Source organism: Paenibacillus sp., from assembly GCF_031177825.1.
Classification (GTDB): domain Bacteria; phylum Bacillota; class Bacilli; order Paenibacillales; family YIM-B00363; genus Paenibacillus_AE.
The window spans coordinates 242204-255461 of the sequence record NZ_JAPSKE010000006.1; the positions used below are offsets into that span (position 1 = coordinate 242204).

Genomic DNA, 13258 nt, shown 5'->3' on the forward strand with positions numbered 1-13258 from the left:
CGTCGTCGTCGGAGGGATCGAGCATGACGATTGCCGTACACGAGGATTTACGGCTGTTCGAGATTCAAACCGCCCGAACGTCCTACGTCTTCGGGTTGAACGAACGAGGCATCTTGCATCAATTGCACTGGGGAGAGCGGATCGTCGGGCGCGAAAGCGCCCTTCGGCTCCGCAGCGTCCACCACAGCTCGTTCGACGCCGAGGTGGAGCGCGAGTACGAGGAGTACAGCTTCTGGGCGGCGTCGGGTACGTCGAGCCCGGCCTTAAGGTTCGCTTCGCCGATGGCGTGCGCGATCTGTCGATGCGGCTCGAGCGTTGGCGGGTCGATGCGGATGACGCCTCGGAAGGCGAGCGCTTGGTCGTCACGATGAAGGATGCGCGTTACCCGCTGACGGTGCATCTCCATTATCGGACGTTCCCCGCGCTCGACCTGATCGAGCGGTACGCCGAAGCCGTGAACGAGGGCGCCGACGACATCGTGCTGGAGTCGTTCCAATCGGCCGCCTGGTCGGTTCCCGTGCGTCCCCGCTATCGGATGACGCATGTGACCGGCCGCTGGGCCGGCGAGTTCCAGCTTCGGGAGACGATGCTGTCGGAGGGCAAGAAGACGATCGAATCGCGCAGGGGCTTCACCGGTCCTCATGCGAATCCGTGGTTCGCGATCGACGGCGGCGACGCGACGGAGCGGTCGGGCGACGTCTGGTTCGGCGCGCTCGGCTGGAGCGGGAACTGGAGCATCGTCGCGGAGAAGTCGAGCTTCGGCCACGTCCGGGTGACGGGCGGCATGAACGGCTTCGACAGCGAATGGCGGCTCGGTCCCGGGGAGACGTTCCGGACGCCGGCGTTCGTCGGCGGCTTCACCGGCGCGGGCTTCGGCGGCATGAGCCGTACGCTGCATCGGTACCAGCGAGAGCACGTACTGCCGTCCCGGGCGCTTCGCAAGGTGCTGTACAACTCCTGGGAGGCGACGACGTTCGACGTAACGGCGGCGGGGCAGATCGAGCTGGCTCGGAAAGCCGCGAGCCTGGGCGTCGAACGATTCGTCGTCGACGACGGCTGGTTCGGAGAGAGGCATAGCGACCGAGCGGGGCTCGGCGACTGGACGGTCAATCCGGAGAAGTTCCCGAACGGGCTCGGGGCGTTGATCGAAGAGGTGCATCGCCTCGGCATGGATTTCGGCATCTGGGTCGAGCCCGAGTCGGTCAATCCCGACAGCGAGCTGTACCGGAACCATCCCGATTGGGTGTACGGCTTCCCGACGCGGGAAGGCACGCAGCTGCGCAATCAGCTGCTGCTGAACCTGTCGCTGCCGGAAGTGCGGGCCTATATTTTGGAGTTCATGACGAGGCTGCTGAGCGAGCATCCGATCGCCTTCGTCAAGTGGGACATGAATCGGACGATCACCGAACCGGGCCTCGGCGCCGGGCTTCCGCCGGAGCGGCAGAAGGAAATCTGGATCCGGCACGTCCAGGCGATCTACGACATCTGGGCGGAGCTGCGGGCGCGGTTCCCGCGCGTCGAGTTCGAGACGTGCGCCGGCGGCGGCGGCCGCATCGATCTCGGCATGCTGCGCTTCGCCGATCAGGCGTGGCCCAGCGACAATACGGACGCGTTCGACCGGCTCGCGATCCAAGAGGGCTTCACGTACGTATACAGCCCGCGCGTCATGATGTGTTGGGTGACCGATTCGCCCAACGGGCTGAACGGGCGCCGGCTTCCGCTGTCCTTCCGGTTCCGCAGCGCGATGACGGGCTCCCTCGGCGTCGGCGGCAACCTGAAGGAATGGTCCGACGCGGAGCTGGAAGAGGCGGCGAAGCATATCGCCTTGTATAAGGACATTCGACCGCTCGTGCAAGAGGGCATGCAGTACCGTCTATCGACGCAACGCGATTCCGCGCTCGCCGCGGTGCAATACGTGAACGAGGAGCGGACGGAGAGCGTCGCGTTCGCGTTCCTGCACGCCCAGCGATTCGCCGGACGGCTGCCCGCCCTGCGGCTGCAGGGACTGGACGAGGACAAGCGTTACGAGATTACCGGAATCGGGGAGCACGTCGCGACGGCGCATGGCAGCACCTTGATGCATGCGGGAGTTCCTTTGCCGATGCGCGGCGATTACGACAGTCTCTTGATTCGAATCAGAGCACTGGAGGCGTAACATGCTGAACAATCGATGGTTTCGCACCCTTGCGGTCTTGTTGATCCTCGGGATGGGAGTGACGATGATGCTTGAGACGCGGCCGACCGCGACCGCGAATGCGGCTGCGAACGAGGCAGGCGTCAAGCCGAGCCTAACACCGGTGTCGGTCGAAGAGAAGGACGGCGTCGTAACGGCGACGAACGGCTCGTATACGGTCGCCTACGATCTCGCGACGGGCCTCGGGAGCGTCGCTTGGAACGGTCAGCTCGCGATCCGGGATTTCCACTCGAACTACAAGCTCGCCGGGACGCAGGCGCGGTTCCGGTCCTCCGACCCGGCGGCGCGTACGGCCGCATGGGAGGGCATCGAGACGAACGGATACGGCAGCGACGGCGTCCGGCTTACGATCTCGAGCGCGCTCGAAGCCGGTCCGACGATCCGCTTGTCGCTGGAGCTGTACCCGAACCGAGCGTATTTCTTGACCGACCTGACGGTGGAGAGCCCGGACGCTTTGGACATCGAAATTCTCGAGCCGATCGCGGCGCCGTTCCTCGACATCGAGGCGGGGACGGACCGCCGCATCTTCACGACGCCGTACAGCAACAACTTCGACTTCGGCGTCGCGCCCGTCCACGACTTCGGCCACAGCCAGAACGGCGCGGACCGGTTCGAGGGCGAGCAGCTGCGTTGGGAGCCGTTCAACGGCGTCAGCCACTGGGTGGCGGCGGTGTTCGACAACGCCGGAAGGCAAGGGCTCGTGGCCGGCGCGGCGACGGCGGTCAACTGGAAGAGCGCGCAGAAGCTCGGCCAGGCGGCGGCTCCGAACGGCCCGTTGACCGAGTTTAGCGTCTATAACTGGGGAGGCTCGCAGCGAGGAACGGCCGTGGCGTCCGACAAATTTTTCTTCGGATACTATGCGGATTACCAAGCCGGCCTCGAGGAATACGGCAACGTGTATAACATCGGCGAGCCGCGCATGGCGTGGGAAGGCGATGTGCCCATAGGCTTCAACACGTACTACTCTCACTACGGCTACGCGTCCGCGGAAGCGATGTACCCGCTCGTCGACTACATGGCGGAGCATCTGCAGCCGCTCGGTTACGAATATTTCAACCTCGACGGCGGCTTTACCCCGGAGGCGGGACTGCCGTTCGACGACGGCATGAAGAAGTTCGCGGATTATGTGCATGCTAAAGGGCTGAAGGTCGGCGGGTATCAGACGCCGTTCACGATCTACAACGAATGGCTGGATCTGCCGATCCCCGGCACGCCGTATACGCATCGGGACATCTGCCTGCGCGACGAGAACGGCGAGCTGATTCGCACGTACCTCGGCACGTACGCGATGGACGTGACGCATCCGGGGGCGCAGGCCGCGCTTCGGAGCGCGATACAGAAATATATCGACTGGGGCTTCGACTACTTGAAGCTCGACTTCATCGACATGGGCATGTACGACGGAGCGCGCTTCGACCCGTCGATGAACGGGATGCAGGCGTATCGGCTCGGCATGGGCATCATTCGCGAGACGGTGCTCGCGGCCGACCGCCCGATCTACATCAACGAGTCGATCGCGCCGCTGCTGCCCGCCGCCTTCGCGCACGGCCGCCGCGCGGCGTGCGATACGACGATCGGCGTAGACGGCTACTCCGGCCTCGAGCGGCAGGCGTTCAACAGCGCGGCGTCGTGGTGGACGAACGGCACGCTGTACGAATATAACGATGCGGACATGATTCTTCCGGAAAATTTCGCGCAAGGGTTCTGGTATAAGTTCAGCCAGAAGGAAGGCAAGCTGCTCGGGACGACCGTCGCCCTCGGCGGCGGGCATTGGCTCGCCGGCGACAACTTCCCGTTCCTCGCCGAAGATCGCATGCGCTTGCTGGAAAACGAGGAGCTGCTGAAGCTGGTCGCGACCGGCAAGGCGGCGAAGCCGCTCGACCTGCCGAACGTGTACCACAAGGGCGAGCGTTCGCCTTCGGTCATTCATTACCTGGACGATCGCGGCGATGCGATCGTCGGATTATCGAACTGGAGCGCGGCGGAGGAGCTGGAGCTGAGCGTAGCGTTGGGCGACTTGGGCCTCGACCCGAACGGCAACTACGCCCTGACGGAGCTGTACAGCGGGCGCAAGCTCGGCAAGGCGAAAGGCGAGTTCCGCTATACGCTTCCGCCGAAGGGCGCTGCGATCGTAAAAGTGGAGCGCGGCGGCGGGCAGGGGCATAAGGACGATACGCCGCCGGCGAACCTCGCGCTCGGGAAGCCGGCGACCGCGTCTTCGACTTGGAGCGGCGCCGGGTACGAAGCGTCCAAGCTGACGGACGGCGATTGGCGGACGCGATGGAGCGCGGCCGACGGGGCGAAGGACGATCAATGGGTCGAGGTCGACTTCGGCGCGGAGACGGCGGTGAACCGGGTCGTCGTCAAGGAGCATAAGGGCGATTACTTTCAGACCGCGAACTGGGCGCTGCAGTACTGGGATGCCGAGCGGCAGCAATTCGTCGACTTGACGAAAGGGTTCACGTTAGGCGACGACAAGGTCATCGACTTCGATGCCGTGCGGACGACGAAGCTGCGTCTCTCCCTGAGGAGCAATTATATCCTCCCTTCGATCGAAGAGGTTGAAGCCTATTACATCGAAGGAAACGGCGGTCCGACGCTTGTGCAGGACAACAGTAACGCGCCGTACGCTAGCTACTCCGACATTCGCGCGCAGGTGCAGCGGATGCAGGTGTTTACGCTCAAGCACAGCGATCTGCCGAAGCTGGACGTGTACATTTATGAGAGCTACGTCAATGCCGTTCCGGCGGACGCGTACTTTTTCGACATCGTGACCTTGGACGCGAACGACGAGCCGCTGGATACGTTGTTCACCGCTTCGCTGCCGGCGTATAACATTCCGGGGACGGTCAGTCCGTATTCGATCTATCCCAGATTGAAAAATCTAGATACGAACCTTCGATACGGGCTCGTCCTGAAGTCTCCGAAGTCGGCGGATACCGGGTCCACGGACAACCAATACGGCTTCGCGTACAATGACGACGACTCTTATGCGGACGGTTACGAGCGGCTGTCGTCGGACGGCGGAAACACTTGGATCACCGAAAACGGCGGCCGGCGCGACCTGGTGTTCAGCCTGTATTCGGAACAATAATACGACTTTAGAGAAGACCGAATCCTCAGGCGGAGGATGCGGTCTTTTCCGTCGAAAAAGTAAAAGAAGTTGCCCCCAAAGACAAACCTTCGGCCTACGAAACCGCCCGCCGACCCCGATATAATAGGAAGCAAGCGAAAGACGCGTGGGAGGAGACGCCATGGAACTGTATCCGGTAGCCGCGGTAGAAAACATACCGGAAGGGACGTCGAAGATCGTAGAAGTGAAGGGGCGCTCCATCGGCGTCTACAACGTCGGCGGAACGTATTACGCGATCCAGAACTATTGTCCGCATCAGGGGGCGGAGCTGTGCGCCGGACCCGTATGCGGCACGACGCTCGAATCGCAAGTGTACGAGTTTACTTACGGCCGCGACCGCGAGATCGTCCGCTGCCCGTGGCACGGATGGGAGTTCGATCTGAAGACGGGGAAGTCGCTGTTCAGCGACCGCGTCCGCGTCCGGAGCTACGCCGTGGAAGTGTCGAACGGGCAAGTGCGCATCGCGCTAGGAACGTAAGAGAAGAGGAGGACGCAGCCATGACGCAAGAGAAGGACATTCGGGGCATCGTCGACTGCGATGTGCATAACGGCTTTCGCAGCGGCGACGATTTGTTCCCGTATTTGGACGAGACCTGGAAGAGCCAAGCGGGCCTCAGGGGCGGCGGTCTGCCCTATAGACGAATGGGGGAGATCGGCGCGTTGTAACGATAGGAGGGGCCGTCCGGAGGGGACTTGCCCCTTCTTATTTTTTCAAACCGTTCCGTTCGCCGGAGGTGTATAATGGAAGGGAATTGCAAGGAAACGGAGGGAATTGACATTATGTTTCGCCACACGTCGAAGCCGTCGGTCGATTACGCCGCCCCGAGGCAAGGATCGACTCGGCGCGACGCCGGTCCGGCGGCCGATCGCCGCCTCCTGCAGATGCAGTCGCTCGTCGGGAATCAAGCGATGGTGCGGATGCTGCAGGCGCGCGGCGGCGCGAACCCGATCCAGCGCAAGTCGAGCCGAGACGTCGTGCAGCTCACCGCGAAGGAAGGGCAGCCGACGACCCCGAAGTGGGAAAATAACGCGAACGGATCGATGGCGGGCGCGCCGGAAATTCAAAACAAGAAAAACCATCCCGGCGTACTCAAAGGCGGTCAGCCGTCCGTGAAGCCCGAGGGCTGGAACCATGTGTTGTCCAATGCCGGGAAGGTGAAGGGGGCTTGGGTTCGTTTCCACCTGATCAACGAAAACGTAGGCGGCCCCGGCAACAACGTCAATAACCTCGTTCCGACGACGCATGCGATCAATACCGGCTCGACGTGGAGCGGGTACGAGACGGATTTGAAGTCGCATTACGAAAATAACGAATGGATCTGGACGAAAACCAACGTGACCTACGACGCCAGCTATCCGAGCGGATTCCCGAAGAAGATTCAGGGGATCTCGCAATATTACGACACGGGGAAGCAAGCCTGGGTACCGACGGCCAAGAGCGGCACCTCGCTCGATCTGACCCCGCCGCAGTTCGCCGGAGGCATCAAGACGAGGACGCTGGACGAAATGACGGCGTCGACGTGGGCGCTGCTGCTCGGCATGGGCGAAGGCACGAAGCTTGTCCATTTCTTAAATCATCTGAGCAGCAGCGCCTCGAGCATCGACGACTTCAACGAAGCTTTGTATGAAGAAAACGCGCCGGACCTCGACGATTCGGCGTTGAAGAGCATTAACGCCGCGATCAAGGGCAGTCATCCCCTCGTTCATATCGCGGTCGATTACGCATAAGCTTCGTGAGACGAAGTTGCATTTCGGGCGGGCCTTCCGGCGACGGGGGCCTATTTTTTTGCTCGCGGCGCCGGGCAGGGCGGTGCGAGGCTTCGCTGACGTTCGTATAGGAAGGACCTGCGTCATCCAGGATTCGGCAGAAGGAAAACAAGGGAAATCGGTTAATGTCGTCGAATATTTACCTAATTATTCAGATTCGTGGAAGAGCAGGGAACCGAAGGAGGATGTGCCGAGTGACGAGGGAGACGACGCTGGAGTGCCGGTGGGAGTACGGCCGGACGGTCAACTTCGCGATGCAGCAAAATCATGTGCCCGTCGTACGAAAACTGTGGCTGCGCAACGGCGGGGACGCCGACCTGGAGGACGTGACGGTGTCGATCGCTTCCGCGCCGGCCTTCGCGTCGCCTTGGAGCAAGACGTTGGATGTCGTTCCGGCGGGGGCGACGGTGGACGTCGGCGTCGTCGACCTGCGCCTGTCGCCGACGGCGTTGGCGGAGCTGACGGAGCGCGTGGCCGGCAGCTTGGAGATTACGGTGACGAAGCCTGCGTCTTTGGAGGCCGGCGCGGATGCGCAAGCGGGCCGGGAGACGTTGTTCGCCGCGTCGGCGCCGGTCGACGTGCTCGCTTTCGACGAATGGAGCGGTCTCGCGGCGTTGCCGGAGATGATCGCGGCCTTCGTCGCGCCGAACCATCCGGAGATCGCGCGAATCGTCCGTTCCGCCGCCGATATTTTGACGATGTGGGACGGCCGGGCGTCCTTCACCGCGTATCAGTCGAAGGACCAGAACCAAGTCCGCCGTCAAGTCGCGGCGATCTACGCGGCGCTGCAGAACGAGCAGGTAACGTACGCGGTGGCGCCGGCGAGCTTCGAGCCGATCGGGCAGCGCGTTCGTCTGCCGGATACGCTGTTCGGGCGGAAGATGGGCAACTGCCTGGATATGACGGTCGCCTTCGCCGCATGTCTCGAAGCCGTCGGCTTGCATCCGCTCATCGTCTTTACGAAGGGGCATGCGTTCGTCGGTGCGTGGCTCGTGGAAGAGACGTTCGCGGAGTGCGTACAGGACGACCTGTCGCTGCTGACGAAGCGGCTGGCCCCGGGCATCCACGAGGTGTGCCTGATCGAGTCCACCGCGGCGACGGCCGGAGGCGGGGAGTCGGTCTCCTTCGAGGACGCGGCCCGGCTCGCGGAGCGACATCTCGCGGATCCGGAGAGCTTCTTCGCCTTCGTCGACGTGAAACGGACAAGGGCGAGCTCGATTCGACCGCTGCCGCTGCGCGTTCCGACGCCGAACGGCTGGGAGATTCGGGGCGACGACGAGGGCTCGGCCGGAGCCGCGGCTTCGGCTTTGCGGGGGGCCGTGCCGGAGGCGCTCGAGGTGTTGGACCGTCCGCAGGAGGTTACCCCGCTGCCGATGACGAAGCAGCGCGAATGGGAGCGGAGGCTGCTCGATTTGAGCTTGCGCAACACGCTGCTCAACTTCCGGGCGACGCGCTCGAGCATTCCGGTCATGAGCACGCAGTTAGGCGATCTCGAGGACGCGCTCGCCGGCAACGACGAATTCCAGCTGCTGCCGATGCCCGGCGATTGGAGCGACACGCCGCGCGACGCGGAGCTGTACCGCCGCATCGCGAGCGATCACCCGGTCGCGGCGCTCATTAAGCAGGAGTTTCTGCTGAAGTGGCTGCGGGCGGACCTGACGGAGCGGGAGCTGAACGACCGGGTCGTTCACCTCTATCGGCAATCCCGGGCGGCGATGGAGGAGAACGGCGCGAATACGCTGTACCTCGCGCTCGGGCTGCTGCAGTGGTACGAGACGGAGGCGAGCCAGAAGCCGCGGTACGCGCCGCTCGTGCTGCTGCCGGTCGAGCTGGTGCGGAAGACGTCGCGCAGCGGCATCGTGCTGCGGGCGCGGGACGAGGAGCCGCAGTTCAACATTACGCTGCTCGAGATGCTGCGGCAGGACTTCGGCATCGCGATCGGCGGCTTCGAGACGCTGCCCAAGGACGACAACGGCGTCGACCTGAAGCGCATCTTCGCGACGGTACGCCAAGCGGTCATGACGCTGCCGAGGTGGGACGTCATGGAGGCGGCGTACGTCGGGCTGTTTTCGTTCAGCCAATTCGTCATGTGGAACGACATCCATTCGCGGGCCGAAGACCTCGCCAAAAACAAAGTCGTCGCGAGCCTCGTGGCGGGCTCGATGACGTGGACGCAGCCGGACGCCTTCCCGGAGGCGTCGACGCTCGACGAGACGTTCCATCCGAAGGAGCTGCTCGTCCCGATCAGCGCGGACTCCTCGCAGCTGGCGGCGATCGCCGCGGCCGGCGCGGGGAACAGCTTTGTGTTGCACGGGCCTCCGGGTACGGGCAAGTCGCAGACGATCACGAACTTGATCGCGAACGCGCTGGCGAACGGCAAGACGGTGTTGTTCGTCGCGGAGAAGATGGCGGCGCTCACGGTCGTGCAGCGGCGGCTGGCCGCAATCGGGCTCGACCCGTTCAGCCTCGAGCTGCATTCGAACAAGAGCAAGAAGAAGGCGGTGCTCGAGCAGCTGCGGCTCGCGCTCGAAGCGGGCGGGGCGCGTTCCGCGGAAGCGTGGGCGAAGCAGGCGGATCGACTCGCCGAGGCGCGCCGCGCCTTGAACGGGTACGTCGAGGCGCTGCATCGGAAGCGTTCGTTCGGGCTGTCGCTGTACGAGGCGCTCGCGCGGTACGAGTCGGTGCGCGCGGCGCCGGACGTCGTCGGCTTCGCACCCGAGGACGTTGCCGGACTCGCGGACGACGAGCGCATGAGTCGGGAGGACGCGGCGAAGGCGCTTCGCGCGGCGGCGGAAGGCTGCGGCCATCCGCACCGGCATCCTTGGCGGGAGGCGACCTGTACGGAGTACACGCCGACGCTCCGCTCCTCGATCGCATCGACGTCCGCCGAGCTCGAGCGGCAGCTGGCGGCATGCTCGAGCGCGTTGGAGGAGCTGCGGGGCGTCTTGCCGATCGCATTCGCCGACGAACGGGCGTCCAAGCTGGACGCGCTCGCGAAGCTGTGCGAGTGGCTCCTGTCGGCGCCAGGTTCGCGCGTCGACGCGCTGCTTCGCGAGGAGCGCATCGACGACGCGGCGGCGAAGCTGAAGACGGTCGCCGGTCATGGGGCCGCGAAGGATGCGCTGCGCGCGGAGCTCGAGGCTTGGTTCGCGCCGGCGGCGCTGACGTTCGACGCGGCCGGCGCGCTGGCGGCTTGGCGGCAGGCGAACCTGCAGTGGCTGCTGCCGCGCTGGCTGGGGCAGCGCCGCATCCTCGGTTTGCTGCGTTCGATGGCGGCGCCGGGTCGCCGGCTCGAGAAGGCGTCGGTCGAGGAACGGTTAGCGGATCTCGTTCGCTATCAGGAGGAGCAGCGCGCCGTGCAGGCGGCTTCGCCATTCGCCGCACCGATCGTCGGAGAAGCGGCATGGGCCGGCGGCGAGGCCGATTGGCGGCAGCTGGAGCGCCTCGCCGCTTGGGCGGAGCAGGCGCCGCAGCTGACGGCTTCGGTCGCGGCCGATCGGGAAGCGCAGCGGAAGCTGCTGTCGGCCGTCGCGGAACGGTTCGAATCGGGGAGCGAGACGTTCCTAGAACGGTACGGCCCGATGCTGCGCGGCTTCGCGGAGGCGTGGCGCCGCATGGAAGAGACGGAACGGGAGCTCGCGGCGAAGCTCGGCGTCGACGATGCGGCGCGGCAAGGGGACAGCTGGTTCCAGACGCTGCGAGAGCGGCTCGGGCGCTGGCAGTCGAACTTGGACGGCCTGCGGGATTGGTGCGCGTGGCGGCGCCTTCGCGAGAAGGCGCTGTCCGTCGGCTTGGCGCCGCTCGTCGACGCGTACGAGAGCGGCCGCGTGACGCACGAGCAGGCGGTGTCGGCGTTCGAGCGCGGGCTGTACCGCGCCTGGGCGGAAGCGGTCGTCACGTCGGAGGAGACGCTTCGCACGTTCTCGAGCCGACTGTTCGAGGAGACGATCGCCGCGTTCCGGGAGACGACCGGGCGGTACGAGGAGCTGACGAGGCAAGAGATCGTCGCGCGATTGTCGGCGAAGGTGCCGAACGCCGGCGGTCAGGCCGCCGTGCAGAGCTCGGAGCTCGGCATTCTGGAGCGCGCGATTCGCAGCGGCGGGCGCGGCGTCTCGATCCGGCGGCTGTTCGAACAAATTCCGAACGTACTGCGCCGGCTCTGCCCCTGCATGCTGATGAGCCCGATCTCCGTAGCGCAGTACGTCGATCCGTCGCTGCCGCCGTTCGACATCGTCGTCTTCGACGAAGCGTCCCAGATGCCGACGAGCGAGGCGGTCGGCGCGATGGCGCGCGGTCGCGACGTCATCGTCGTCGGCGACCCGAAGCAGCTGCCGCCGACGAGCTTCTTCTCCTCGGGGCCTTCCGCGGACGGAGACGACGACGGGAGCGTCTTGAAGGAAGACATGGAGAGCGTGTTGGACGACTGCCTCGCGCTCCGCATGCCGCAAGGCCATCTCCTGTGGCATTACCGGAGCCGGCACGAGAGCTTGATCGCCTTCAGCAACATGCAATATTACGAGAACAAGTTATTCACGTTCCCGTCTCCGAACGAGCGGGTGTCGAGCGTGCGGTGGATTCCCGTGGACGGCGTCTACGACCGCGGCCGCACGAAGCAGAATCGCGCGGAAGCCGAAGCCGTCGTCGCCGAAGTGCTGCGCCGGTTGAAGGATCCGGAGTCGTCGTCGCGCAGCATCGGGGTCGTCACGTTCAGCTCCGTACAGCAAAGCTTAATCGAGGATTTGTTGGACGAGGCGTTCCGCGCCAACCCGGACGCGGAATCGGCGGCCATGGAGGCCGCGGAACCGATTTTCGTGAAAAACTTGGAAAATGTGCAGGGCGACGAACGCGACGTCATCCTGTTCTCGATCGGATACGGCCCGGACGCGAGCGGGAAGGTCACGTTGAACTTCGGGCCGCTGAACCGGGACGGAGGCTGGCGCCGCCTGAACGTCGCGGTATCCCGCGCTCGCCGCGAGATGCTCGTGTTTTCGACGCTGCGCCCGGATCAGCTGGACGTGTCCCGCACCGCCGCGACCGGGGTGGCAGGCCTTAAGGCGTTCCTCGAATACGCGGCGCAGGGTCGATCGGCGCTTGCGCTCCGCACCGAAACCGCGGCGATGTCGAAGAGCCGCGGCGTGGAAAAGTATATCGCGGAAGCGTTGCGCGCGCGCGGGTACGACGTCGAGGAGCGCGTCGGCTGCTCCGGGTACCGCATCGACGCGGCGGTCGTCCACCCGGGGCGTCCGGGCTCGTTCGCGCTCGGCATCGTGTGCGACGGAGCGACATATCGGACCGCCGCTACCGCTCGGGATCGCGATCTGCTGCGCATGGACGTCCTGACCCAGCTCGGCTGGAAGCTGCACCACGTATGGTCGCTGGAGTGGTGGGAGAACCCGGAGCGGGAGCTCGAGCGGATCGTCGCGGCGATCGAGGGAGCCCTAGCGGCGCCTGCGGCGCTCCCGCCCGAGCCCGCACCCGCGCCTGCACCGCCGCCGACGGAGACGACGTCGGCGCAGGCCGGGGCGCCGCTCGACGCCCCTCCGTCGAAGGCGGAAGGGGTCGCCCCCGCGACCGCGGCGGCGCTTGCGTCGGTCGCGGAGTACGCGCCTTGCGCGCTCGAGTCGGTGTCGCTGCCGACGGAGGAGTTCTACTCGCCGAGCCGCGATCGGTTGATTCAGGATCAGCTCCGCCAAGTCGTCGACGCGGAAGGCCCGATCTGCCGGGCGCTATTGAATAAGAGAGTGCTGCAGGCTTGGGGCATCGCCCGCGCCGGCGCGAGAATCGACCGCCGGCTCGACGAGCTGCTCGCCGGCCTGCGTCTCGTCCGCACCGAGCGGAACGGCACGGCGTATTATTGGCCGGCGGGCGCCGTGCCGTCGACGTACGATACGTACCGTACGAGCAGCCAAGAGACGAATCGGCGAAGCGCCGACGAGCTGCCTCCGGAGGAGGCGGCCGCCGCGATGAAGGCGTTGCTCGCCGCGCATATCAGCCTGCAACGGGACGATCTGCTGCGGGAGACGGCGCGGGCGTTCGGCTACCAGCGGACCGGCGCAGCCTTGGATAAGGCGATGCAGGCGGGCCTCGAGCTTGCGCTCGAGCGGGGACTCGTATCCATCGACGATCAAGACCGCGTGATCGGCGGCGCATAACCGCCTCCGGTA

At 65.1% G+C, this 13258-nt stretch carries 7 protein-coding genes; all 7 read left to right on the forward strand.

Annotated features, from left to right (window positions below):
* The first annotated feature begins 23 nt into the window (after nucleotides 1-23).
* The 7 genes from RIN49_RS09825 (at nucleotide 24) to RIN49_RS09855 (ending at nucleotide 13246) form a co-directional block, all read left to right on the forward strand.
* A complete protein-coding gene (locus RIN49_RS09825) occupies nucleotides 24-371 on the forward strand; it encodes a hypothetical protein (protein ID WP_309119997.1) in 348 nt (115 codons plus the stop codon).
* On the forward strand, nucleotides 302-2155 hold the full coding sequence (locus RIN49_RS09830; protein WP_309119998.1) for an alpha-galactosidase: 1854 nt from the start codon (nucleotides 302-304) through the stop codon (nucleotides 2153-2155). Before RIN49_RS09825 ends, RIN49_RS09830 begins: the two co-directional genes overlap by 70 nt.
* 1 nt (nucleotide 2156) lies before the next feature.
* Nucleotides 2157-5288: a discoidin domain-containing protein gene (locus RIN49_RS09835; protein WP_309119999.1), complete on the forward strand. Its 3132-nt coding sequence runs from the start codon at nucleotides 2157-2159 to the stop codon at nucleotides 5286-5288.
* A 160-nt stretch (nucleotides 5289-5448) separates the two neighbouring features.
* Nucleotides 5449-5805 carry a Rieske (2Fe-2S) protein gene (locus RIN49_RS09840; protein WP_309120000.1) on the forward strand — a complete coding sequence of 119 codons (357 nt, stop codon included), beginning with the start codon at nucleotides 5449-5451 and terminating at the stop codon, nucleotides 5803-5805.
* 20 nt (nucleotides 5806-5825) lie between these two features.
* Nucleotides 5826-5993, forward strand: a complete 168-nt coding sequence (locus RIN49_RS09845; protein WP_309120001.1) for a hypothetical protein — start codon at nucleotides 5826-5828, stop codon at nucleotides 5991-5993.
* Between the two features lie 114 nt (nucleotides 5994-6107).
* Nucleotides 6108-7055 (forward strand): DNA/RNA non-specific endonuclease, encoded by a 948-nt coding sequence (locus RIN49_RS09850; protein WP_309120002.1) that lies wholly within the window; start codon nucleotides 6108-6110, stop codon nucleotides 7053-7055.
* Between the two features lie 233 nt (nucleotides 7056-7288).
* Nucleotides 7289-13246, forward strand: coding sequence for a DUF3320 domain-containing protein (locus RIN49_RS09855; RefSeq protein ID WP_309120003.1), 5958 nt, complete (start codon nucleotides 7289-7291; stop codon nucleotides 13244-13246).
* Nucleotides 13247-13258 lie beyond the last annotated feature (12 nt).

What these genes read in the sequence shown, in the direction of transcription:
- RIN49_RS09825 (WP_309119997.1), top strand. Translation starts at nt 24, where the DNA reads ATGACGATTGCCGTACACGAGGATTTACGGCTGTTCGAGATTCAAACC.
- RIN49_RS09830 (WP_309119998.1), top strand. Translation starts at nt 302, where the DNA reads ATGCGGCTCGAGCGTTGGCGGGTCGATGCGGATGACGCCTCGGAAGGC.
- RIN49_RS09835 (WP_309119999.1), top strand. Translation starts at nt 2,157, where the DNA reads ATGCTGAACAATCGATGGTTTCGCACCCTTGCGGTCTTGTTGATCCTC.
- RIN49_RS09840 (WP_309120000.1), top strand. Translation starts at nt 5,449, where the DNA reads ATGGAACTGTATCCGGTAGCCGCGGTAGAAAACATACCGGAAGGGACG.
- RIN49_RS09845 (WP_309120001.1), top strand. Translation starts at nt 5,826, where the DNA reads ATGACGCAAGAGAAGGACATTCGGGGCATCGTCGACTGCGATGTGCAT.
- RIN49_RS09850 (WP_309120002.1), top strand. Translation starts at nt 6,108, where the DNA reads ATGTTTCGCCACACGTCGAAGCCGTCGGTCGATTACGCCGCCCCGAGG.